This is a genomic window from Telluria sp. GW821-FHT07G12, assembly GCF_059418525.1.
Genome location: NZ_JBWKQA010000003.1, coordinates 139,750 through 160,124, shown reverse-complemented (window position 1 = coordinate 160,124; position 20,375 = coordinate 139,750). Strand labels below are relative to the sequence as shown.

The window sequence follows — 20,375 nt, the reverse complement described above, 5'->3', positions numbered from 1 at the left end:
ACGTACTTTAATGCGTTGTTCCTAGTTGATAAACCATGTGATAATCAATTCATTTATTACAAATGGTAATGAATATGGCAGCAGGCAATCCACACCAGCTCGGCAGCATTGAACAGTTTTGTAGAGCAGCAGAGACCGGTAGCTTCACTAGTGCTGCTGAGATTCTCGGTTTGACGCCTGCCGCCGTCAGTCGGTCGATCAGTCGGCTTGAGCAGCGCCTTGGAGTACGCCTTTTTTTGAGGACTACCCGTGCCGTCAAGCTGACCACTGAAGGCGAGCTCTATTGGAAGGAGTGTCAAATAGCACTTGAGCAAATCGCCGAGGCTGAGCGCGCGATCACAGGTTCGCAAACCGTCCCAAGCGGGCCGCTACGCATTAGCGTCAGTGCTGCTTATGGAACGTTTCGGTTGTTACCTTTAATGCCTGCGTTTACTGAGCTTTATCCACAGATCGACATCGAGATCAGTATCTCGGACAAGATAATTGACTTTGTCGAAGAAGGCTTCGACCTGGCAATCAGGCTAGGCATTCCACAAGATTCACGTCTTGTCGCGTTCAAGCTTGAGGACGCTATGCTGGGGGTATTTGGTACGCCAACATACTTTGCAAAAAAAGGTAAACCACGCGGTATTGATGACCTTAGTGAGCATGATTGCATCCAATATATATCGCCGAATACAGGGCGCCCGCTACAGTGGCTGTTCACCGATGAACAAGGTACCTTAATCGAGAAACCGATAACGAGCCGGATGCGTGTACTTAACGATGCGTTAGGGGCTGTCGCTTGGGTCAACGCGGGCGGAGGCCTTTATCAAACCTACCGCTTTGCAGTGGGTGACGCTTTGAGGCGTGGAGACCTTGTAGAGGTCCTTCAAGAGTATGGCGGCCGTTCCCGCCCGTTTTCGATCCTCTACCCCCAGAATCGTCACCTATCGGCGCGAGTGCGCGCATTTGTAGAGTTCTTGCGCTCAGCAGTCAAATCTTAGTTTTAGAATGTGCGCGATATTGCAGCCGTAACTATATAGCGTGGTCAGCGGACGTTACTGCATGAGCTATGGGGTATTACCAAGTGGTGTCACCACTGCCGATCGCTCGCGCCCTGCCTTGACGAGAAAAAACCCGACTGCAAAACCCGCTCCTGCAAGTCCCCAGACGATGGCGGCAACAATCTCGAAGGTGTTCCGCAGTTCAGGGTGAGCAATGGCGAGCACCGGTAGCAGGAGGGCACGGACGATGCAAATTGTTGCCATCATGGCCAGGCCAACGCTTTGTAGCGGTGGGCGTCGAACCAATCCAATAGCTGACGCGGCGTAATGTCCACATGCACCCATAAGCCCGGCGATGACAAGGCGCTCACAGGCGCAAGCAATGTCCCGGCCTTATATGACGCAACGACGCTCGGTGGCGCATTGAAGAATATGAACCACGACAGCCCCGCAAACAACGCACCTACATGGATCACAACGCCGGACAAGGATATAAACACAGCGAGTGCTACCAAGAGCCGTGCGATTTTCATAGTATGTGTCCTGCGTTATAGGGATGGGCCAAGCAGATAAGGTCCGCCTCCGGCCGAAAGCAGCCTGGCACGACCGGCTGCTACCGACCCCGAAGCGGACCTTGGCGTGAAACCAATTAGACTCCTGACTGCCCTGACAGAAAATTTCGCAGAGATCGGGAATTTGCTGCTGCGCATAACGAAGCCAAAGCAGAAGCCAGCGAACTGCGGTCGGGTTGAAGCAGCGCACCAGTTGCCGGATCAAAGAGCCTGCAACGTAGCTCACCTGCGAACGTGCAGACAGCGTCGAGGTCGGCCCCAGTTGCTGACGCGCTAAGACGAATACGAATTTCTACCTCGTTTTCTTTATTAACATGAGGTCGACGCGAGTGCACTTCATTCCCGAAGACCACACCCAGTCATCCATCATCAACCACAGATAGCCCGACGAGGTTGCTAAGGTTCCTTGGGCGTTTAGCGTTGACGCTGCAGGCAGTCGAGGAAGCTCCCAACCATCCTCCGTCAAAATTGGAAGAGCATGTCCTTCACCGACTACGAACAGGTCATATTGCCAAACGGCCATCGGGTGGTCTTCTTAAATGCTTCACTACGTCCGCTGCTGGCCGAACCCGGCCGCTGCATAGTCGTTAGTATTTGGAATCGATGGCCATCGCAAAGGTCTAATTGTGGGCGCCACGTCTTAACACTCACTAATACACGTGGACGCCTCTATGCGACAAGCAAGGCATCGATTTCTGTTCTGCGCACTAGCGAGTTTGGCGAGGATGTACACTGCGCTGTAAATTTACGCGAATGCCGAGCCTGCCAAACTCCCTAAGTACGTCGCACGCAAGCACCTCAAGGCCATTTGTGCAAACGGCATACAGTGCCGCGCTAATTAGAGGCTTAGCGCGCTTGCCAAGTCGCTTCTGCTTGCGGATTGCGATCGGTCGACAGCGACACGCACATCCATTCATTAAGTTCTCGCTCGACCGCCTCGTTCTTCGCGCGTACTCGCGCCACCGTATCGCTACCCAGCGCAAGGCGAAGCGGCGGTTGCGGTGCATCGACCAGTAACAACATGGCAGCGGCCAGCTTGGACGGGTCACCCGGCTGCTGGTGATTGGCGTCTGCAGCGATGCGGCGCATTGCGCCTGCCGTCGCCGCATAGTCCGGGATCTCGGCGCTGGTCGAGAGTGAGCTGGCGTCGAGGAAGTCCGTGCGGAAGAAGCCTGGTTCGACCACAGTAGCATGGACGCCGAGCGGCGCTAGTTCTTGGGCAAGTGCTTCGGTGATGCCTTCGACAGCGAACTTGGTCGAGCCGTACACACCCCAGCCATGGTAAGCCTGATAGCCGCCGATCGACGAGATGTTGATAACATGGCCGCTGCCCTGGTGGCGCAGGACGGGGAGCACGGCGCGGGTGACGTTCAGCAGACCGAACACATTGGTCTCGTAGATGCGCCGAACTTCCTCGCCAGTGGCCTCTTCCACGGCGCCGAGCAGGCCGTAGCCGGCATTGTTGACCAAAACGTCGATACGCCCGAAACTTGCCATGGCCGTATCGACGGCGGCGAGCGCCGCGCCTTCGTCGGTGACGTCGAGCGGCAGCGCCAGCAGCCTCGGATGCTCGCCGAGTGCGGCAACGATGGTTTGCGGCCGACGCGCCGTTGCAATAACGTTGTCGCCGCGCGCCAGCGCGACTTTGGCGATGAATTGGCCGAAGCCGCGGGAAGCACCAGTAATGAACCAAGTTTTCATGATCGTCTCCTTGACGGGGTGGATGATGAAATCAGTGTAGGGATTGTCCGCCCGCGCCACTAGCCAGTGCGGGGGCGTTTGATTTTCACTTTTGAGTTGCAAATCGCATGGATAAAGCACGGGTCATTTCATTGTTCATCGGCGTGGTCCGCGCAGGCAGCTTCAGCCAGGCTGCAGTGTCGGAAGGGCTGGCCGCGCAATCGGTCAGCAAGGCGATCCGGCAGCTGGAGGATTACCTTGGCGTCCGCTTGTTTCACCGCACCACGCGTAGCCTGGCGCTGACCGACGAGGGGCAGCGCCTGTACGAGTTGGCGGATCCGGGGCTACGCTTGCTCGACGAAGCGCTCGAAGAAGTGCGCAACAGCGGCGACGAGGTCGATGGTCTTATTCGCATTTCGGCGCCGACGTCCTTCGGCACCCATCTCCTGGCGCCCATTTTGTGCGAGTTCCAGGAACGTTATCCGCTTGCCCGCTTCGACCTGGTCCTGGCCGACCAGTTCACAGACCTGGTGGCGGCGAAGATCGACGTCGGCTTCAGGGCTGGCAGTCCTCCAGACCGCAACCTGATCGCGCGCCGGCTCGGCGACGTCATCCTGAAAATCTGCGCCTCGCCGGACTACGTGGCCAGACATGGCCGTCCTACGTGCCGCGACGACCTGTCACAGCATCGGTGCACAGGGTACAGGCAAGCCAATACCGGTCGACTGATGCCTTGGGAATTGAAGAGTGAAGAGGGTACGCAAATGGTCGACCTGCCGTGTGTCGCCACCTTCAATACGATCGAAAGCGAAGCAGCGGCAGTGATGCGCGGTCTCGGCATCGGGCAGCTCACCGGCTACATGATCGACGACGACCTGGCGGCAGGCAGGCTGGTGCACCTGCTGCCCGAACTGGATACGCGCAACGCCGGTATCTACATGTGCTACGCGCAGCGCACGCGCATGCCCTCGCGAGTCCGCCTGTTCATCGATTACGCGTTCGAGGCTGCCAGGCGCCGGCTGGGTTCTCCGTGATTCAGCCTCGCTGGCAGCTCAGGCAAGGCCGGGACGAGGCCAGCTGGCGCAGCGCCTGCGCCATGGGCTTGGCCAGCAGGATCAGAGCAACCCGGGCCAGGCTGAAATCCGCCTGGATCAGTACCTGGGCGGCCTGCAGCGCCAGTTCGCCGGCCACGGGCAGGGCCTGGGATATCTTCCGAGATGCTTGCGTCAGGGTGAACATGATTCGTCCTCGTCAGTGATAGCCGGGTAGTCAACGAACGCATGTTAGCGGCGAGTTGCGGGCGCCGGTAGACCAGGGCTGCTTCATTCATTTTCACGTTTTGGTTGTAAATCTCCTCTTGCATGCCTTTGCAGGTAGTCGATGAAAGCGCGCAGCTTGCCCGGCATGTTGGCACGGCCCGGGTAATACAGATAGAAGGCTTCGCCGGGGAGGCGGTATTGCTCCAATACCGACACCAGCCGCCGAGAGCCCAGGTCCGCAACGGCAAACTCCTCGAACACATACGCCAGCCCGTGCCCATCAACGGCCGCCTCCACTACCGAGCGCATCTCGTCGAAGACAAGTCGTCCCTGGACGCCAATCGAGAAAGGCTTGCCGCCGCGCCGGAAGCGCCATTCAAAGAAGCGCTCGCTGGCCGCGAAGCGCTGGCGGATGCAAGCATGGTCCAGGAGATCCTCCGGACGTTTTGGGGTGCCATGCGCTGCCAGGTAGGCGGGGGCAGCCACGACCGTGCGCCGCTGCGGCGGACCGAGCAGCACCGCGATCATGTCGCGCTGTAGCGCGTGCCCGAGCCGGATGCCGGCATCGAACCCGGCGCCTACCACGTCGCTCAGTTGGTTATCGAGTGCCAGCTCGACGCTGATGTGGGGATAGGCCGCCAGGAAGCCAGCGAGGCAGGGACGGATAACGACCGCGTAAGCGACATACGATGCGTTGATGCGCAGGATACCGGCAGGCTGGCTGGATGTGAGGCGGGCCTGTTGCATCGAATTGCGTATCTGCTGCAGCGCAGGCGCTAGGCTGCACAGTAACTCGGTGCCCGCTTCGGTCAAGCCTACGCTGCGCGTCGTACGGTTGAACAGTCGCACCTTCATCTGCTCTTCGAGCAGCCTGATGGTGCGTGAAACCGCAGTCGGGGTAACGCCCATTTCCTCGGCGGCACGGGCGAAATTCATGTGCCGCGCTACGCATTCGAACGTAAACAGGCCTGCCAGCGAAGCCCCTTCGTTTCCGCTCCGGGTGCTGTCCTTCATCATGTCGGCTTCCTTCGATTATGAACATTTGCTTCATAGCTTATCGTACTTTATGTCCATTCACTTCATTACAGCGCAGGTCTAAAGTGGCAGCATGGCGATCCGGAACGGTCGTCATCCAACCCCTAAACTAATTTGAAGGAGCACACCATGAGCGTCGTTACCATCCCTGCCAAGAACCCTGCCTCCGCCCTGGCCGCCATGACCGGTCACCACGTCGGCATTCGTGTCCCGGATTTCGAGGCCAGCATGAACTGGTTCATCGAAAAGCTCGACTTCCGCGTTGTCCATACCTGGCCGTATGAAGACCAGAAGCTGGCCTACATGGCGCCCGCCAATGACGACCACTTCATGATCGAGATTCTGGGCGACGGCCGGCCGCTTCCGATTCCGAAACCGGTGTGGACCGACCTTGGCGACAGCCTGCGCCTGGCTGGCTATCACCATGTTTGCTTCAATGTCGCGGACGTCGACGCCACCGTCGCTGAACTGCGCCGCCGCGGCGTGCAGATCGTCACCGAGCCCTTCGTGCTGCCGGTTGTGGGCCGCAAGCTGGCATTTTTTGCCGACCCGTTCGGCAACCTGTTCGAACTCGCCGAAGTTGTCGCCTGAGGCACCGCTCATCCAAGGAGAATGACATGAACAACACGCTACTGATCATCGGCTCGGGGCCCGGCATTGGCTATGCCACCGCTGCGCGCTTCGCTCGCGAGGGCTACCGCATCGTGCTGTCCTCGCGCAGCATCAAGAACCTGCAGGCGCAGGCGCATCGCCTGGGCCAGCTGGGCGCCAGTGTCGCCCTGGTCGAGGCCGACGCCGGCAAGCCGGTACAGATACACGACCTGGTGCAGCAGCTCGCCGCGGAAGGGCCGCTGACGGTCCTCTACAACGCCGGCGTGCTGCGTTACGGCGAGGACGGCGGTTTGCGCCCGCTGGCCCTGGCGGCGCATTCGGTGGCCGAGCTGCAGTCCGACATGACGATCAACCTGACCAGCGCCCTGGTCGCCGTGCGTGCGGCTGCCGACGCAATGGCCGAACGCGGCGAGGGTGCAATCTTCCTGACAGGCGGCGGCTTCGGGATCGAACCTTCGCCCGACTTCCTGCCGATCAGCGTCGGCAAGGCCGGAATCCGCGCGATCGTCAAGGCCATGTTCCAGCCAATGAAGGATGCCGGCATCCATATCGGCACGGTCACGGTCAGCCGCCTCGTCAGCCCGGATTCCGACGCCGCGCATGCCGTGGCCGACGCCTTCTGGCGCATGGCATCGGCACCCAAGGACGCCTGGGACTGGGAAACCACCATCGCCTGAACTGCCACCACAGGGAGAACGACATGAAAGCATTGATCGTCTATGCGCATTCGGAGCAACGCAGTATGAACCACGCGATGCTGTCAGCCATCCACGAACGCCTCGTGGCGAACGGGTGGGAGGTCGCCATCTCGGACTTGTACGCGAACCCGACGCGCGCGATTCCTTCCCGGGCCGACTTCATGACGCTGCGCGACCCGGAGCGTTTCTCGCTCGTGCATGAACAGCGTCATGCGCAGCCCGCGCGCGCCTACGCCGCCGACATCCTGATCGAGCAGGACAAGGTAGCTGCCGCGGACCTGATTGTGTTCCAGTTCCCCCTGTGGTGGTACGGCGTACCAGCCATCATGAAAGCCTGGGCTGAGCGCATCCTCAGCCACGGCTTCGCCTACGACGACGAGAACATGTTCAAGCGCGGTCTGTTAAGGGGCAAGCTTGCGATGCTGTCGCTGACTACCGGAGGCACCCGCGCGGAGCTTGACGCCGACAGCCGCTACACCGGTACGGTCGAGCAGTTCCTCAAGCCTTTCGCCGGGGGCGTTCTTGCCTTTTGCGGCATGGAGGTGCTCGATCCCTTCATTGCCTATGCGGTCAACCGGATGGACAGCACCGGGCGCCGCTACGCGCTGGACACGCTGCGTTCCCGTATCGACGGCGTCGCGCGCCATGCCGAACGCGGCGCCGGCCTTCAGGAAACCGTTTTGCAAACATAAAAACTTAGAAAGGATTCGCAATGAATGAAACGAACAGTCAGCAATTAAGCCTGGTAGCCTTCTTGCACGCCAGGCCCGGGCAGGAGCAGGAACTGGGCCGGCGCCTGCAGGACCTGGTCGAGCGTAGCCGCGCTGAAGCCGGCTGCATCAACTACGACGTGCACCAGTCGAACGAAGATCCCACTCTGTTTGTCATGTACGAGAACTGGCGTAGCCGTGCTGCGCTCGACCTGCACTTCACGATGCCCTATATGCGTGACATCGTCGCTGACCTGCCGGCGCTGCTGCGCAGACCATTCGACATGCACTATTTGAGCATGCGCTCCCAGCCGGCTCCGCCGGTGTCGCGCGCGTAGGCGGTCGGCGTCATGCCGACTGCTGCCCGAAAGCGCCGCGTGAAGTAGCTCTGGTCTTCGTAGCCGACCAGCGAAGCGATATGGGCGAGCGTCAGCCCGCCGGTGCGGATCAGCCGACACGCGCGTTGCATGCGAGCCCGTTCGAGATAAGCCATGGCGCTAATCCCGGCGCTCAGCTTGAACATGCGCGCGAAGTGGAACCGGCTGACATTGGCCAGCGTGGCCAATGTCTGCAAATCGATCTCTTCGTGCAGGTTCGCTTCGATGTATTCCTTGACGCGCTCCATCGCACGTGGACTCAGCCCGGGCGGCAGCTTGTGAATCGCGGCGCCGTGGGCGTTAAAACGATGCACCAGGTGCGCCGCCAATGCGTGCGATAAAGCTTGGCTAATGTATTCCTGTGCAGGATGCACCGGGGCGTTCAGTTCGTCCAGGAATTGCAAGACGATGCGCTCTACGAAAGCATCGCGCCGGCCGAAGCAGTTCTGCAGTTCGGTGGACGGCAACGGCGAGCGCACCAGCGTCTCGGCGGCCTGCTGAAGCAGGGAGGGCGGCATACGCATGATCATGATGGCGCCGGGCTTGTCCCAGACCCAGCTCGACGTCATCCCTCTGGGGTGCACCGTAACGTTCCCGACACCGACCGTGGCCGTGTTGGTCTGACCATCGCGCACTTGGGTCAGGCGCACCGTACCAGAGGTTCGCATCGCAATGACGTCGTGGTCGAGTTCCGGCGAGGCGACCTGTCCGCCAGACGGCCAGTCATGCCAGTTGACGACGGCGCCATCCCAGGGCCGGCCGGCGCTGCTCGCCGTCGGCGCCGGCGTCAGGACGGCGGCCGTCGAAGCGGCGGATGCAAAGGTTGGCTTGAACATGCGTCGTCGATCGTCGTAGGAGGTTGGCGCAAGAAAGTACCAGTACTGCGCAATTAGATGCCAAAACTGGCCACACAAAAGCAACATAATGCCTGGCATCGCTGCATTGTAAGTATAAGAACCGAAATCCTCAACTGGCTAAAGAAAGAGACTCCATGGCCCACACAATCAATGTGAATGGAAAAAATGTGACCGTCGACGTCGACGGCGATACGCCGCTGCTGTGGGTGCTGCGTGATGTCTTGCACATGACCGGCACAAAATTCGGCTGCGGCATGGCTTTATGCGGCGCCTGTACCGTGCATCTCGACGGACAGACGATCCGTTCCTGCAGTACGCCGGTGGAAAGCGTCGGTAAGGGCCGCATCACGACCATCGAGGCGATTGGCGCCACGCCTGCCGGGCAGCGGATCCAGGCCGCCTGGATCCGGCACGACGTGCCGCAGTGCGGCTACTGCCAGTCCGGCCAGGTGATGAGCGCTTGTGCGCTGCTCGCCGCGAATCCGCGGCCGAGCGATACCGATATCGACAACGCAATGGCCGGCAACCTGTGCCGCTGCGGCACTTATCCGCGCATCCGCGCCGCCATCAAGACTGCTGCAGCCAGCGTCAAGACGAAAGGATAAGCCATGCATGCGATACAAGAACGCCGCACTTTCCTGAAGGCCGGCCTCGGATTGGCTGGGGCCATGATCATGGCAGTGCACCTGCCATCCGCCGCGCAGCGCGAAGCGCGCACGGGCGGCGCCGCCTTTACTCCCAACGCCTTTATTGCGATCGGAGCCGACGGCTCGGTCACGCTTGTGATGCCATTCGTCGAAATGGGCCAGGGCACCTACACGTCGATACCGATGTTGATCGCCGAAGAACTGGAAGTCGACCTCGCCAGGGTCCGGTTGGAACACGCGCCGGCTGACGAGAAGCGCTTCGCGCACCCGCTTTTCGGTACCCAACTGACGGGAGGCTCCGGCACCGTCCGCGGCGCTTGGGAACCGATGCGCAAGGCCGGCGCGGCGGCCCGCATGATGCTGGTCGAAGCCGCGGCACGCGAATGGAAGGTTGGCGCGGATGGCTGCCGCGCCGTCAAAGGCGAAGTCGTGCACCTTGCCACCGGGCGTAAGCTGGCCTACGGCAGACTGGCGGCGAGCGCGGCGAATCTGCCGCTACCTAAAGCAATCCCCTTGAAGCCGGCCAGCGCATTTGCCCTGATCGGTACCCCTGCAAAGCGGCTCGATGTAGCGTCGAAGGTGAACGGGTCGGCGAAATTCGGCATCGATGCGCTTGTACCGGGCATGAAAGTGGCGGCGGTCGCCGCCTGTCCGGTATTCGGCGGTACGCTTGCTTCGGTCGATGACAGCAAGGCGCGGGCGATCACGGGAGTGCGCAAGATCATTCGATTGAACGATGCCGTTGCGGTCATTGCAGACCATAACGGGGCAGCGAGAAAAGGCCTTGCGGCGCTGGCGATCACCTGGAACGACGGTCCTAATGCAGGATTCTCCACCACGGCCTGGGAGCGCCAGCTGACCGAAGCCGCGCGCGGAAAAGGGCATGTTGCGGTCGACGAGGGAAGTTTCAAGCGGCTAGTCTCGGGGGGCGCCAAAACCAGCAAGGCCGTGTACTCGATGCCGATGCTGGCCCACGCCACCATGGAGCCCATGAACTGCACGGCGCGTGTCGACAAGGATGGCGTCGAGCTATGGCTGGGCACCCAAGCCCCAGTCCGCGTGCAATCCTTCGTTGCAAAGGCGCTGGGTATTGATCCGTCGAAGGTCAAGGTAAACAACCACCTGTTGGGCGGCGGTTTTGGAAGGCGCCTTGAAGCCGACTATGCAGTGCAAGCGGCGCTGATCGCCAAACAGGCTGGAAGTCCTGTGAAGGTCATCTGGAGCCGGGAGGAGGACATGCAGCACGACCTGTACCGCCCGTTCTACCGCGACGAGTTGACGGCCGTCTTCGACGCCAGTGGGCGACCTGTCGGGTTCGGTCATCGCTTCACGGGCGCCTCGGTGGTGGCGCGCTATGCGCCGGCCTGGATGGCGAAGGGTATCGACGTCGACGCCGTCGACCAGGCCGAAAGCCCCTATGACTTCGCCCATAAGTATGTCGAATTCACGGCGGTCGAATCGCCGGTGCCGACCGGCTTCTGGCGGGGCGTCGGACCGACCCATAACACCTTCGTCATTGAAAGTTTCATTGACGAGCTGGCGCATGAGGCTGGCCAGGACCCCCTGGCCTACCGCCAGGCCCTACTCGCGAAAAAGCCTCGCGCCCTGCATGTCCTGAGCGTGGCGGCGCAACGCGCCGGTTGGGGAAAGAAGATGGACGAAGGCCGCGGCATGGGGATCTCGCTCGCGACCGGTTGGGACAGTTTCGCCGCCGCGGTGGTCGAATGCGAGGTCGGCAAGGATGGGGCGATCGCGCTCAAGCGCATCACGACAGTGATCGATTGCGGCCAGCCCGTCAATCCTGACGGCATCGTCGCACAAATGGAAGGTGGCCAGATCTATGGATTGACCGCAGCCCTCTACGGCAAGCTGACTGTCGAAAACGGGCGTGTAATGCAGAGCAACTTCCACGACTATCCGCTCATGCGCATCAACGAAGTGCCGCCGATCGACGTGCACGTCGTTCCCAGCACCGAAGCCCCGGGCGGGGTCGGCGAAGTAGGAACGGCGCTGGTCGCTCCTGCGCTGGCCAACGCCGTTTTCGCGGCCACGGGCAAGCGCCTGCGTTCGCTGCCGCTGGAACCTGAAGCGCTCAAACGCACCTGACTACTACGACAAGGAGAACAGTATGAAGACGATCGTGATCGCGGCTCTTGCCGCACTGGCACTCGGCGCGGGATCCGATACCGCGGCGAGCCCGGAACTGGCCAAGGCGAAGAATTGCCTGACCTGCCATGCGCCGGCAGCAAAACTGGTTGGGCCCTCGTTCAAGGACATTGCGGCGAAGTATGCGAGTGATGCCCAAGCGCCTGCGCGGATCGAACAAAAGATCCGCAAGGGCAGCAGCGGCGTTTGGGGCCCCATCCCCATGCCTGCCAATCCTCAGGTTAGCGAGGCCGAAGCGCGCACGCTTGCGCAGTGGGTCCTGGCGCAAAAGTGATCAGGGCAAAGCAGGCTTGAGCGAGCGAACGGCGCAGATTGCCCAGCACTAAAATTTTACCGGCGCCCGACATCGACATGACCAAATAGTTCATGGCGTGTCGGACGATGTCCTTAATCGAAGTGTCCGTATCGTTGGGGAAAGGCCATACTCTGCCTGACTGGCCGACATTTACATTCGTGCACTGGGTGTGGCTACATATTCAATTTCGACGCCGTGCGTACTGGTAGCGCGCGCGCGTGCGGCGTTGATTGATCTCGCCGGGTCGTAAAAAATGACCAGACGAGTCGAGTCTATCCACCTTATCTGAGGTTCCGCGGAATTGACAGCGGCCATTACGTCAGTGCAAAAGACAGCGGGATTCGGCCAATCAAGGTGTCGTGTTATCTGCTCACCCGGGCGCCGTATATGGATTTCGTCATACAACATTCCCATACCAAAACCAGCACCTTCATCGACCAGTTCAAGTGTTGCAATCCATCGATTGTCGGGCGAGACTATCTCAGTAACCGTTTTAGGGTAGTGCGTTGAAAAAAATGTCCTTACGGAGAATACCGCGATGGTTAGTATTGCTATCGGAAGTACAAGGATATAGCCAAAGGCTCGAACGACAAGGGACAAAGCTTTATTCTTCATAATTACTGAGTATCATGATCGCATGGCTTGCCGCCGCCTTTCCAGACCTGAATCGACCGTCCGCCTCCGCCTCCGAACAGTCATTCAAAACTAGCGGATTCATGTTTTGCTTTTTCTTCTTTTAGAATCGCCGCACATTCCTTGGATGACCAGAGCCGATCGGCTTACTTCGTCTTCGCCAGCACGTCGTCCAGCTGCCATTGCAAATGCATAGTCAATGCCGCAAAAACCGCACCGAAGAAGCCCATGATCACTGCGCCGCGAGCACCCATCTCGTTTCCTTCACAAGTCGTCATTGAATGAATGCCGACCAGAATACAGGAACGCAAGCTGGTCAAAATGCGCGGATTTTCACGCCGCAATCGATGGCAAGCATTGCGCGGACCACTCTATCAGCCCAGGCCAAGACCCATCTGACGAAAGTGCGAGGCGCTGTCGCGCGCACCCCAGCGGCGGCGAATGCGTCCGTTTTGAATGACGAACCATTCGATGGCGATCACCTCGGATGCCTTGCCGGTCGCCGCCTGCCCGCGAAACGGCCCGATCGACGTGCCGCGCTCAAGGAATCGCGCCACCACGCTATCGCCCTGCACGACGATTTCTTCCACATGAAGCTGGAATGCGAAGGTCGAGTGAAGCATCTTCCAGACTGGAACTACCTCATCCAAGCCGCCCCAGCCTAGCGCACCGTAGATCTCGGCATCCTCGGAAAAGATTCGGCGGAGCGAGTCGGTGTCGCCTGCATTGAATGCCTCGACATAATCCAGGACCACTTTTTTACCTGCGTCGATGCCGACGTCTTCTTCCATATCAGATCTCCTCGAATCAAGATGCCGCAGCATGAAGAACTACCAAGACTAACTCCCCTCCCCCTCCTGCTTCACGATCGGATTCCTGGTATGCGTCCACCCGCTCATCAAGGAATACCCCACCGCCAGCAAAGTCGGCCCGATGAAGAGGCCAACAAAGCCAAACGCAATCACCCCACCCAGCACGCCCAACAAGGTCAATAGGAAGGGCAAACTCGAACCTCGGCTGATCAGCATCGGCCGCACCACGTTGTCGACGCCGCTGATCACGAAGAAGCCCCACACCAGCATGAAGATGCCCCAGCCGGTGCTGCCCTGGGCGAACAGCCAGACCGCCGCGCCGCCCCAGATGACGGGCGGGCCGACCGGGATCAGGGACGAGACGAACACCAGCACCGACAGCAGCAGCACGGCCGGTACGCCGGCGATGGCAAAGCCGATGGCCGCCACCAGGGCCTGGGCCAGCGCGGTGCCCAGCAGGCCGTACATGACGCCGCGCACGGTGCCGGCGACGGTGTCGGTGACCGCCTCGGCTTCCTCGTTCATGATGCGCTTCGTGGCGGCGGCGATCACGGTCTTGAGGGCTTCGCCGTCGCGGTAGAAGAAGAAGCTGACGAAGGCCGCCAGCGCCATCTGCACCACGCCGGTGCCGAGCACGATGCCCCCTGCGACCAGCACGTTGCGGGCCGGCTCGGCCATGCGGCGCGCGAGGTCCATCATGCGGTCGCGGCTGGCCAGGAGTTCGTTCAGGTAGGTGTGGAGCTGCTCGCCGATCAGCGGCAGGCCGCGCACCCAGGGTGGCGGATGCAGGTCGCCGGCGCTGAGCTTGCGCAGTTCCTCGAAGGCGGCGGCGGCGTTGTCGGCGAGGTTCCAGGCGACCAGGGCCAGCGGGATCACCACCAGCAGGGTCAGCGTGAGGGTCATGGTCAGCGCCGCCAGCGTGCGCCGCCCGCGCATGCGCGTGCGCAGCCGCAGGTAGATGGGCCAGGACGAGATGACGACGGCGGCCGCGAACAGGATCGCGGCCAGGAAGGGACGCAGGACGTAGAGGCAGCCGAGCGTGAGGAGGATGATGGCAGCGGCGCGGGTGGTATTTTTTCCTGGTCGCTGGTCCATCCTCTATCCCGATATCGTTGGCGATATCAAGATAATAGCTGCTTGATGTCGTGGACGATTGATTCCGCGTTGCCGCCGTGGCGGATGAACAGGCGCAGCCTGCCGTCGCGGTCGAACACATAGCTGCCGGCCATGTGGTCGATGGTGTAGCTGCCCGGGTCCTTGCCCGGCACCTTGGAGTAGAACACCTTGAAGTCCTTGGCCGTCTTCGCGGTCTGCTCCGGCGTGCCGTACAGTCCGACGAAGCGCTTGTCGAAGGCCGGCACGTAGCTGGCCAGCAGCGGCTGGGTGTCGCGTTCGGGGTCGAGGGTGATGAACAGCACCTGCACCTGGTCGGCCTGCGGACCAAGCTTCTGCATCACGCCGGCCATTTCCGCCATCGTGGTCGGGCAGACGTCCGGGCACTGGGTGTAGCCGAAGAAGACGATGACGACCTTGCCCTTGTAGTCGGCCAGGGTGCGCGGCTTGCCGGTGTGGTCGGTGAGCGAGAAGCCCTTGGCGTAATCGAGGCCGGTGACGTCGGTGTTCTGGAAGCTGGCGGCCTGCTTGCCAGGCAGCTTGTCGCATGCGGTGAGCGAACATGCCAGAGCGGCAGCGACAAGAAGGGGCAGCAGTTTTTTCATCAGAATTTGAAGTAGTGATCGACCAGCAGCGCCGCGAACAGCAGCGACAGGTAGACGATGGACCAGGCGAAGGCCTTGCGCGCGATCTGGTCGCTGTAGCGCTTGTGCACCAGCCAGCCGTAGCGCAGGAACACGGCGTTCAGGCCGATGGCGGCCGCCAGGTACACCAGGCCGCTCATGCCGACCGCGTACGGGAACAGGGTGCAGGCCGCCAGCGCGATCGAATACAGCCAGACCTGCTGGCCGGTGTACTTCATGCCGTGGGTGACGGGCATCATCGGCAGGCCGGAACGCACGTAGTCGTCGCGGCGGTACATGGCCAGCGCCCAGAAGTGCGGCGGGGTCCAGACGAAGATGATCAGCACCAGCAGCCAGGCCTCCATCGGCACGGTGTTGGCGACCGCGGCCCAGCCCAGCGCCGGCGGCATCGCGCCGGACAGGCCGCCGATCACGATGTTCTGCGGCGTGTTGGGCTTGAGCAGGATGGTGTAGATCAGCGCATAGCCGACGAAGGTTACGAAGGTCAGCCACATGGTCAGCGGATTGACCATCGTGTACAGGATGCCCATGCCCAGGCCGCCGAGGACTGCGGAAAAGATCAGGGTCTGGGTGGTCGACAGTTCGCCCATGGCGGTGGCGCGGCGCGCGGTGCGGGCCATGCGCGCGTCCACTTCCGCCTCGATCAGGCAGTTGACGGCAAAGGCGGCGCCGGCCAGCAGCCAGATGCCGAGCGTGGCCCAGAACAGCACGTGCCATCCCGGGAAGCCGTCGGTGGCCAGGAACATGCCGATCACGGCGCAGAAGACGGCCAGCTGGGTGACGCGCGGCTTGGTCAGCGCCCAGTACTGCGAGATGCGGCTGGGCGGTTTATGAGTGGCGGTTTGGGTAATCATGAATGGCCCGCGGACGCCGCTGCTGTGTGGGCACGGGACGGCGGCTTCGATCCGAGTTGATACTGTACCTTGTAGTTTAGCATGGTCACCAGCAAGACAAGGAGGGCCGCGCCGGCGTTATGCAGCACGGCGATGGCAAGCGGGAAGCTGAAAAACACGGTCGCGATGCCCGTGCAGGCCTGTGCCAATAGTACTAAAACAAGATTGCGCGCGGTGCCATGCAGGCCCGGCAGACGCCAGGCGCGCCAGGCGGCAAGCCCCAATACCAGCACCACGACGACGGCGAAGTTGCGGTGCACCCAGTGGATCGCGGTCAGCGCCGAGAACGGCAGGTAGTGGCCGGCCGCCGTTTTGCCGAGCTCGCGCCACAAGGTGAAGCCGTGTTCGAAGTCCATCTCTGGGACAATTTTTCCTTGGCAGAGTGGAAAGTCATTGCAGGCAAGCGTCGCATAATTGGTACTCACCCACCCGCCCAGGGCCAGCTGGACCAGCAAAACGGCGCCGGCAAGCCAGGTCAGCGGGCGCAGCTTACGCAGTTTCGCGGCATCGGATGCGGCCAGCACCGGCGCCGGATGCAGCACCTGATCCTCGCGGCCGCCCAGCCAGGCAGCCAGCGCCAGCAGGGTCATGCCGAACAGCAGGTGCAGGGTCACGATCACGGGCTGCAGCTTCAGGGTCACGGTCCAGGCGCCGAACGCGCCTTGCACGCACACCCAGACGAACAGCAGCGTTGGCAGCCACGGCGATGCCGCTCGGCCCTTCGAGCGGCGCCATTCCAGCCAGGACGCGATCATGAGCCCGATGATCAGGAAGCCGATGCCCATTGCCAGGAAGCGGTGGATCATCTCGATCCAGGCTTTCATTTTCGTCACCGGGCCGGTCGGCATCAGGGCCTCGGCGGCGGCGATGTGCTCGTGTGCCAGGAAGGGATTCGCTTCGCCGTAGCAGCCCGGCCAGTCCGGGCAGCCGAGGCCGGAGTCCGTCAGGCGGGTAAAGCCGCCGAACACGATCAGGTCGAAGGTGAAGAAGACGATAACCCAGGCCAGCTTGCGGTAGCGGTGGGTGCCGGTGGCCATCCAGACCATGGACAGCGGCACCGAAGCGGCCAGGATGCCGGTCAGGGCCAGCAGGATGAAATTCGAAGCTTGCATTCTTGATTACTCAGCCGACCGAGGAAGCCTTCAGCAGCTTGTAGATGTCCTTGTGTACCTTGCGCGGCTCCGGGTCCTTCGGGAAGCGCATCATCAAATGGCCCAGCGGGTCGATCATGTAGATGTGGTCGGTCACGCTGGTGCCCGCGTCCACCGGCAGCCAGTTCGCCACGGCTTTCGGGTCGGCGCGCAGCATGTGGGTGCCGTCGAATTCGCGGATCACGATGGTGTCGAGCGGTTCCCGGTCCGTGATCAGCCAGACGCGCTCGATGCGTTCCATCTCCTTGCCCTGCATGGTGCGCAGCTGGCGCATCGCGAACAGCTGCTTGCGGCAGGCATCAATGCAGGCGCTGGGCGCCGCCATCAGCATGATCCACTTGCCCTTGAACTGCTCCAGCGCAGCCGGCTTGCCGTCCAGGGTGGTGGTCGCCATCGCCGGGATCGGATGCGCGCGCTGGTCGATCAGGGTGCCGTAGTTATTCCGCTTCTCCGGCTTGATCACGTAGAAGGTGAAGTACGAGGCGATCATCGGCGAGGCGCAGACCAGCAGCACCAGCCAGAGCATCCAGCGGCCACGCTTGCGTTGTTGGGGTTCAGGCTTGCTCGGTTTTACGTCGTCCACTGCGAAATCCTGTTATCACAAAAAAGAGGAAGGCCATCGCGGCCAGTGCGTACCACTGAACGGCATAGCCCTTGTGGCGGTCGATGTCCAGGCTGGGCGCGGGCCAGTTGCGGACCAGGCCTTCAGCCGCGGCGCCGGGACCAGACTCGGGACCGGTCTGCTCGACCACGACCGGCAGCAGGTCCAGGCCGCTCGCGCGCGCCACCTCGGCCGGGTCCGTGTTCTGCACGAGCGCATTCGGTTTGAGCGGCGCCGGCGTCCCCAGCTGCATCACGCGGGCCAGCTGGCGCACCGCCCTGCCCTCGATCGTCAGCTGTCCGGCCGGCGTGGCGAAAGGCGGCAGGCGGTCGTGCTCGGCCATATTGCGCGGCAGCCAGCCGCGCGCGACGAGGACAGCCTTGTTCGATCCCGCTATTTTAAACGGCATCAGCAGAATGAATCCGGCGCGGCCTGCCTGCGGCCGGTTGTCGAGGAACAGCGGCCAGTTGGGGACGAATTCGCCCCTCACAATGACGCGGTGGTATTCCAGGCCCGTCGCATCGACCGGGCCGCCATCGAGCACCAGGGGCGCTGCCGCCATGCCTTGGTCGAGCTTTGCCTGCAACGCGGTTTTCTCGAGCGCGCGCCGGGTTTGCCAGTTGCCCAGGGCGATCCCGAGCAGCACGAGGACGAGGGTGGCGAGGAAAGGAACTGTCCTGAAACGGAAGCGAAGTCGCATACAATAATGTCACTATTCCATCTCAGGACACATCATGAAGATCGTCGTCGCCGTCGCTTTCGTGCTCATCATCGGCAGCCTGGCCTCCGCCCTGTTCTTCCTGATGCGCGACAAAGGCCGCAGCAACCGCACCGTGCAGGCGCTGGCGATGCGGGTCGGGCTGTCGATCACGCTGTTCCTGCTGGTGCTGTTTTCGTACAAGATGGGGTGGATACAGCCGACGGGGATTCACTAGCCCCGATGGACGCCGTTCCCGCCGCAGCGGGAACGGCGGGAAGAGTTACAGCCAGTAGACGACGATATACAAGCCCAGCCACACCACGTCCACGAAGTGCCAGTACCACGCGGCGCCCTCGAAGGCGAAGTGGTGATCCGGCGTGAAGTGCCCCTTCAGCACGCGGTACAGCACCACCGACAGCATGATCGCGCCCATGGTCACGTGGAAGCCGTGGAAGCCGGTCAGCATGAAGAAGGTCGAACCGTAGATGCCCGAGGTGAGCTTCAGGTTCAGCTCGGTGTAGGCATGGTGGTATTCATAGGCCTGGAAGCCCATGAACACGGCGCCCAGCAGGATCGTGGCGAACAGCCAGATCGCGGTTTGCGCACGGTGGCCGGCGCGCAGCGCGTGGTGGGCGATGGTGAGCGTGACGCCCGAGGTCAGCAGCAGCGCGGTGTTGATGGTCGGGATCGGGAACGGGCCCATCGTGTTGAAGGTCTCGACGGTGCCGGCCGGGCCGATGTTGCCCCAGTGGCCAGCGAAGTCCGGCCAGATGACCTTGTGGTCGAGGTCCGACAGCCATGGCATCGAGATGGCGCGCGCATAGAACAGCGCACCGAAGAAGGCGCCGAAGAACATCACTTCCGAGAAGATGAACCAGCTCATCGACCAGCGGTAGGAGGTGTCGATGCGGGCGTTGTACTGGCCCGATTCCGATTCGCCGATGGCGTCGCCGAACCAGAAATACAGCACCACGAGCATGGACAGGATGCCGGCAACGCACACGCCCGGGCCCCAGGAAGCGCCGTTCACCCAGCCGGCGGCGCCGGCCATCGTGACCAGCATCGATAAGCCGCCAGCCATCGGCCACCGCGAGGGGCCGGGGACGAAATAGTACGGCGCATTGTGTGGCGAACTCATTCTCATCTCCTCAAACGAACTTTTGATTTGTCGAATTTCTGCTACAGCGTGATTCCGTCATTCTTTGCTTATTTCGCTACCGCCATCCGCACCACGAAGAGCAGGATGCCGATGAAGATCGCCACCCCGATCAGCGCGCCGACGATCACATGGACCGGGTTCAGGTTGGCGGCGTCGTGCTCGTAATCCTTGCGCTTGCGTACCCCGAAGAAGGACCAGAACACGGCCTTCATGGTGGCGCCGAAGCTTGCTTTCTTGTTCATTGCGCCGCCACTGCGCCGCCCACCTCGAAGAAGGTGTACGACAGCGTGATGTTCTTCACTTCGCGCGGCAGCGCCGGATCGATGAAGAACACGACCGGCATCTGGCGCGCCTCGTTCGGTTTCAATATCTGCTCCTTGAAGCAGAAGCACTCGACCTTCTTAAAATGCGGCATCGCCGACTGCGGCGCGTAGCTCGGGATGGCCTGGGCCTTCACGGTGCGCGCCTGAGTGTTGACGACCTCGTAGACCACGGTGGCCATCTCGCCCGGGTGCACATCGATGCTGCGCTGGGTCGGGCGGAAGCGCCACGGCCCCTGCGCATTACCGTCGAGTTCCACGGTGACGGTGCGCTTCAGGTCGACCTGGGTATTCGCCGGGCGCTCCACCGTGCCGTCCTTCTGCGTCAGCACGTTGATGCCCAATACCTCGCATACCTGGCGGTAGACCGGCACCAGCGCATAGCCGAAGCCGAACATCACGAAGGCCACCACCACCAGCTTGACGAAGGTAGTGCAGTTCAGCGAGGCGCTCAT

Annotated in this window: 26 protein-coding genes; 10 read left to right on the top strand and 16 right to left on the bottom strand. The window is 61.6% G+C overall.

Annotation, left to right across the window (positions count from 1 at the left end; all coding sequences use genetic code 11):
- The first annotated feature begins 74 nt into the window (after positions 1-74).
- Positions 75-986, top strand: a complete 912-nt coding sequence (locus AC07PE_RS13280) for a LysR family transcriptional regulator (RefSeq protein WP_498766053.1) — start codon at positions 75-77, stop codon at positions 984-986.
- Between the two features lie 66 nt (positions 987-1,052).
- On the opposite strand, the gene AC07PE_RS13275 is transcribed toward AC07PE_RS13280, so the two are convergent.
- The 3 genes from AC07PE_RS13275 to AC07PE_RS13265 all read right to left on the bottom strand — a co-directional run bounded on the left by AC07PE_RS13275 (position 1,053) and on the right by AC07PE_RS13265 (position 3,259).
- Complete coding sequence (locus tag AC07PE_RS13275; RefSeq protein ID WP_498765091.1) at positions 1,053-1,253, bottom strand: hypothetical protein; 201 nt, start codon at positions 1,251-1,253, stop codon at positions 1,053-1,055.
- The gene (locus AC07PE_RS13270) at positions 1,250-1,519 is read right to left on the bottom strand and encodes a hypothetical protein (RefSeq protein WP_498765089.1); all 270 of its coding nucleotides are present in this window, start codon (positions 1,517-1,519) and stop codon (positions 1,250-1,252) included. The genes AC07PE_RS13275 and AC07PE_RS13270 overlap by 4 nt, the downstream gene beginning before the upstream one ends.
- An 885-nt stretch (positions 1,520-2,404) precedes the next feature.
- Positions 2,405-3,259: an oxidoreductase gene (locus AC07PE_RS13265; RefSeq protein ID WP_498765087.1), complete on the bottom strand. Its 855-nt coding sequence runs from the start codon at positions 3,257-3,259 to the stop codon at positions 2,405-2,407.
- A 107-nt stretch (positions 3,260-3,366) separates the two neighbouring features.
- On the opposite strand from AC07PE_RS13265, the gene AC07PE_RS13260 reads away from it, so the two are divergent.
- Positions 3,367-4,272 carry a LysR family transcriptional regulator gene (locus AC07PE_RS13260; RefSeq protein WP_498765085.1) on the top strand — a complete coding sequence of 302 codons (906 nt, stop codon included), beginning with the start codon at positions 3,367-3,369 and terminating at the stop codon, positions 4,270-4,272.
- Between the two features lies 1 nt (position 4,273).
- Here AC07PE_RS13260 and AC07PE_RS13255 read toward each other — a convergent pair whose 3' ends face one another.
- Entirely contained in the window at positions 4,274-4,477 is a 204-nt protein-coding gene (locus AC07PE_RS13255; RefSeq protein WP_498765083.1) for a hypothetical protein, read from the bottom strand.
- An 83-nt stretch (positions 4,478-4,560) separates the two neighbouring features.
- Complete coding sequence (locus AC07PE_RS13250; RefSeq protein ID WP_498765081.1) at positions 4,561-5,514, bottom strand: LysR family transcriptional regulator; 954 nt, start codon at positions 5,512-5,514, stop codon at positions 4,561-4,563.
- 147 nt (positions 5,515-5,661) lie between these two features.
- Here AC07PE_RS13250 and AC07PE_RS13245 point away from each other — a divergent pair, with 147 nt between their 5' ends.
- Genes AC07PE_RS13245 through AC07PE_RS13230 form a run of 4 tightly spaced genes read left to right on the top strand, consistent with a single transcriptional unit; the run spans position 5,662 to position 7,890 of the window.
- The gene (locus AC07PE_RS13245; protein ID WP_498765079.1) at positions 5,662-6,123 is read left to right on the top strand and encodes a VOC family protein; all 462 of its coding nucleotides are present in this window, start codon (positions 5,662-5,664) and stop codon (positions 6,121-6,123) included.
- Positions 6,124-6,149: 26 nt separating this feature from the next.
- Entirely contained in the window at positions 6,150-6,821 is a 672-nt protein-coding gene (locus AC07PE_RS13240) for an SDR family NAD(P)-dependent oxidoreductase (protein WP_498765077.1), read from the top strand.
- Between the two features lie 23 nt (positions 6,822-6,844).
- Positions 6,845-7,534 carry an NAD(P)H-dependent oxidoreductase gene (locus AC07PE_RS13235; protein ID WP_498765075.1) on the top strand — a complete coding sequence of 230 codons (690 nt, stop codon included), beginning with the start codon at positions 6,845-6,847 and terminating at the stop codon, positions 7,532-7,534.
- Between the two features lie 20 nt (positions 7,535-7,554).
- Positions 7,555-7,890, top strand: a complete 336-nt coding sequence (locus tag AC07PE_RS13230) for a putative quinol monooxygenase (RefSeq protein WP_498765073.1) — start codon at positions 7,555-7,557, stop codon at positions 7,888-7,890.
- On the opposite strand, the gene AC07PE_RS13225 is transcribed toward AC07PE_RS13230, so the two are convergent.
- Positions 7,842-8,765 carry a helix-turn-helix domain-containing protein gene (locus AC07PE_RS13225; protein WP_498765071.1) on the bottom strand — a complete coding sequence of 308 codons (924 nt, stop codon included), beginning with the start codon at positions 8,763-8,765 and terminating at the stop codon, positions 7,842-7,844. The genes AC07PE_RS13230 and AC07PE_RS13225 overlap by 49 nt on opposite strands.
- Before the next feature lie 155 nt (positions 8,766-8,920).
- Between AC07PE_RS13225 and AC07PE_RS13220 the strand changes: the two genes are divergently transcribed.
- From AC07PE_RS13220 to AC07PE_RS13210, 3 genes are read left to right on the top strand one after another with little or no spacing between them, the layout of a single operon-like run.
- Positions 8,921-9,391, top strand: coding sequence for a (2Fe-2S)-binding protein (locus AC07PE_RS13220; RefSeq protein WP_498765069.1), 471 nt, complete (start codon positions 8,921-8,923; stop codon positions 9,389-9,391).
- A 3-nt stretch (positions 9,392-9,394) separates the two neighbouring features.
- Positions 9,395-11,539 carry a xanthine dehydrogenase family protein molybdopterin-binding subunit gene (locus AC07PE_RS13215; RefSeq protein ID WP_498765067.1) on the top strand — a complete coding sequence of 715 codons (2,145 nt, stop codon included), beginning with the start codon at positions 9,395-9,397 and terminating at the stop codon, positions 11,537-11,539.
- Positions 11,540-11,561: 22 nt separating this feature from the next.
- A complete protein-coding gene (locus tag AC07PE_RS13210) occupies positions 11,562-11,873 on the top strand; it encodes a c-type cytochrome (protein ID WP_498765065.1) in 312 nt (103 codons plus the stop codon).
- A gap of 1,028 nt (positions 11,874-12,901) precedes the next feature.
- On the opposite strand, the gene AC07PE_RS13205 is transcribed toward AC07PE_RS13210, so the two are convergent.
- Genes AC07PE_RS13205 through AC07PE_RS13175 form a run of 7 tightly spaced genes read right to left on the bottom strand, consistent with a single transcriptional unit; the run spans position 12,902 to position 18,441 of the window.
- Positions 12,902-13,318 (bottom strand): ester cyclase, encoded by a 417-nt coding sequence (locus AC07PE_RS13205; protein ID WP_498765063.1) that lies wholly within the window; start codon positions 13,316-13,318, stop codon positions 12,902-12,904.
- 48 nt (positions 13,319-13,366) lie between these two features.
- Positions 13,367-14,434 (bottom strand): AI-2E family transporter, encoded by a 1,068-nt coding sequence (locus AC07PE_RS13200; protein ID WP_498765061.1) that lies wholly within the window; start codon positions 14,432-14,434, stop codon positions 13,367-13,369.
- A gap of 26 nt (positions 14,435-14,460) precedes the next feature.
- Positions 14,461-15,057 carry an SCO family protein gene (locus tag AC07PE_RS13195; RefSeq protein ID WP_498765059.1) on the bottom strand — a complete coding sequence of 199 codons (597 nt, stop codon included), beginning with the start codon at positions 15,055-15,057 and terminating at the stop codon, positions 14,461-14,463.
- Positions 15,057-15,950, bottom strand: coding sequence for a heme o synthase (gene cyoE, locus AC07PE_RS13190; RefSeq protein WP_498765057.1), 894 nt, complete (start codon positions 15,948-15,950; stop codon positions 15,057-15,059). The genes AC07PE_RS13195 and cyoE overlap by 1 nt, the downstream gene beginning before the upstream one ends.
- Positions 15,947-17,101 (bottom strand): COX15/CtaA family protein, encoded by a 1,155-nt coding sequence (locus AC07PE_RS13185; RefSeq protein WP_498765055.1) that lies wholly within the window; start codon positions 17,099-17,101, stop codon positions 15,947-15,949. Before AC07PE_RS13185 ends, cyoE begins: the two co-directional genes overlap by 4 nt.
- 10 nt (positions 17,102-17,111) lie before the next feature.
- The gene (locus AC07PE_RS13180; protein ID WP_498766051.1) at positions 17,112-17,666 is read right to left on the bottom strand and encodes an SCO family protein; all 555 of its coding nucleotides are present in this window, start codon (positions 17,664-17,666) and stop codon (positions 17,112-17,114) included.
- 28 nt (positions 17,667-17,694) lie between these two features.
- Positions 17,695-18,441 (bottom strand): SURF1 family protein, encoded by a 747-nt coding sequence (locus AC07PE_RS13175; protein WP_498765053.1) that lies wholly within the window; start codon positions 18,439-18,441, stop codon positions 17,695-17,697.
- A gap of 34 nt (positions 18,442-18,475) precedes the next feature.
- Here AC07PE_RS13175 and AC07PE_RS13170 point away from each other — a divergent pair, with 34 nt between their 5' ends.
- Complete coding sequence (locus tag AC07PE_RS13170) at positions 18,476-18,676, top strand: twin transmembrane helix small protein (RefSeq protein ID WP_498765051.1); 201 nt, start codon at positions 18,476-18,478, stop codon at positions 18,674-18,676.
- Between the two features lie 45 nt (positions 18,677-18,721).
- Here AC07PE_RS13170 and AC07PE_RS13165 read toward each other — a convergent pair whose 3' ends face one another.
- The 3 genes from AC07PE_RS13165 to AC07PE_RS13155 all read right to left on the bottom strand — a co-directional run bounded on the left by AC07PE_RS13165 (position 18,722) and on the right by AC07PE_RS13155 (position 20,375).
- A complete protein-coding gene (locus tag AC07PE_RS13165) occupies positions 18,722-19,585 on the bottom strand; it encodes a cytochrome c oxidase subunit 3 (RefSeq protein WP_498765049.1) in 864 nt (287 codons plus the stop codon).
- Between the two features lie 62 nt (positions 19,586-19,647).
- Positions 19,648-19,842, bottom strand: coding sequence for a DUF2970 domain-containing protein (locus AC07PE_RS13160; protein WP_498765047.1), 195 nt, complete (start codon positions 19,840-19,842; stop codon positions 19,648-19,650).
- Complete coding sequence (locus AC07PE_RS13155) at positions 19,839-20,375, bottom strand: cytochrome c oxidase assembly protein (protein ID WP_498765045.1); 537 nt, start codon at positions 20,373-20,375, stop codon at positions 19,839-19,841. Before AC07PE_RS13155 ends, AC07PE_RS13160 begins: the two co-directional genes overlap by 4 nt.

What these genes read in the sequence shown, in the direction of transcription:
- AC07PE_RS13280 (WP_498766053.1), top strand. Translation starts at nt 75, where the DNA reads ATGGCAGCAGGCAATCCACACCAGCTCGGCAGCATTGAACAGTTTTGT.
- AC07PE_RS13275 (WP_498765091.1), bottom strand. Translation starts at nt 1,253, where the DNA reads ATGATGGCAACAATTTGCATCGTCCGTGCCCTCCTGCTACCGGTGCTC.
- AC07PE_RS13270 (WP_498765089.1), bottom strand. Translation starts at nt 1,519, where the DNA reads ATGAAAATCGCACGGCTCTTGGTAGCACTCGCTGTGTTTATATCCTTG.
- AC07PE_RS13265 (WP_498765087.1), bottom strand. Translation starts at nt 3,259, where the DNA reads ATGAAAACTTGGTTCATTACTGGTGCTTCCCGCGGCTTCGGCCAATTC.
- AC07PE_RS13260 (WP_498765085.1), top strand. Translation starts at nt 3,367, where the DNA reads ATGGATAAAGCACGGGTCATTTCATTGTTCATCGGCGTGGTCCGCGCA.
- AC07PE_RS13255 (WP_498765083.1), bottom strand. Translation starts at nt 4,477, where the DNA reads ATGTTCACCCTGACGCAAGCATCTCGGAAGATATCCCAGGCCCTGCCC.
- AC07PE_RS13250 (WP_498765081.1), bottom strand. Translation starts at nt 5,514, where the DNA reads ATGATGAAGGACAGCACCCGGAGCGGAAACGAAGGGGCTTCGCTGGCA.
- AC07PE_RS13245 (WP_498765079.1), top strand. Translation starts at nt 5,662, where the DNA reads ATGAGCGTCGTTACCATCCCTGCCAAGAACCCTGCCTCCGCCCTGGCC.
- AC07PE_RS13240 (WP_498765077.1), top strand. Translation starts at nt 6,150, where the DNA reads ATGAACAACACGCTACTGATCATCGGCTCGGGGCCCGGCATTGGCTAT.
- AC07PE_RS13235 (WP_498765075.1), top strand. Translation starts at nt 6,845, where the DNA reads ATGAAAGCATTGATCGTCTATGCGCATTCGGAGCAACGCAGTATGAAC.
- AC07PE_RS13230 (WP_498765073.1), top strand. Translation starts at nt 7,555, where the DNA reads ATGAATGAAACGAACAGTCAGCAATTAAGCCTGGTAGCCTTCTTGCAC.
- AC07PE_RS13225 (WP_498765071.1), bottom strand. Translation starts at nt 8,765, where the DNA reads ATGTTCAAGCCAACCTTTGCATCCGCCGCTTCGACGGCCGCCGTCCTG.
- AC07PE_RS13220 (WP_498765069.1), top strand. Translation starts at nt 8,921, where the DNA reads ATGGCCCACACAATCAATGTGAATGGAAAAAATGTGACCGTCGACGTC.
- AC07PE_RS13215 (WP_498765067.1), top strand. Translation starts at nt 9,395, where the DNA reads ATGCATGCGATACAAGAACGCCGCACTTTCCTGAAGGCCGGCCTCGGA.
- AC07PE_RS13210 (WP_498765065.1), top strand. Translation starts at nt 11,562, where the DNA reads ATGAAGACGATCGTGATCGCGGCTCTTGCCGCACTGGCACTCGGCGCG.
- AC07PE_RS13205 (WP_498765063.1), bottom strand. Translation starts at nt 13,318, where the DNA reads ATGGAAGAAGACGTCGGCATCGACGCAGGTAAAAAAGTGGTCCTGGAT.
- AC07PE_RS13200 (WP_498765061.1), bottom strand. Translation starts at nt 14,434, where the DNA reads ATGGACCAGCGACCAGGAAAAAATACCACCCGCGCCGCTGCCATCATC.
- AC07PE_RS13195 (WP_498765059.1), bottom strand. Translation starts at nt 15,057, where the DNA reads ATGAAAAAACTGCTGCCCCTTCTTGTCGCTGCCGCTCTGGCATGTTCG.
- cyoE (WP_498765057.1), bottom strand. Translation starts at nt 15,950, where the DNA reads ATGATTACCCAAACCGCCACTCATAAACCGCCCAGCCGCATCTCGCAG.
- AC07PE_RS13185 (WP_498765055.1), bottom strand. Translation starts at nt 17,101, where the DNA reads ATGCAAGCTTCGAATTTCATCCTGCTGGCCCTGACCGGCATCCTGGCC.
- AC07PE_RS13180 (WP_498766051.1), bottom strand. Translation starts at nt 17,666, where the DNA reads ATGCTCTGGCTGGTGCTGCTGGTCTGCGCCTCGCCGATGATCGCCTCG.
- AC07PE_RS13175 (WP_498765053.1), bottom strand. Translation starts at nt 18,441, where the DNA reads ATGCGACTTCGCTTCCGTTTCAGGACAGTTCCTTTCCTCGCCACCCTC.
- AC07PE_RS13170 (WP_498765051.1), top strand. Translation starts at nt 18,476, where the DNA reads ATGAAGATCGTCGTCGCCGTCGCTTTCGTGCTCATCATCGGCAGCCTG.
- AC07PE_RS13165 (WP_498765049.1), bottom strand. Translation starts at nt 19,585, where the DNA reads ATGAGAATGAGTTCGCCACACAATGCGCCGTACTATTTCGTCCCCGGC.
- AC07PE_RS13160 (WP_498765047.1), bottom strand. Translation starts at nt 19,842, where the DNA reads ATGAACAAGAAAGCAAGCTTCGGCGCCACCATGAAGGCCGTGTTCTGG.
- AC07PE_RS13155 (WP_498765045.1), bottom strand. Translation starts at nt 20,375, where the DNA reads ATGAGCGCCTCGCTGAACTGCACTACCTTCGTCAAGCTGGTGGTGGTG.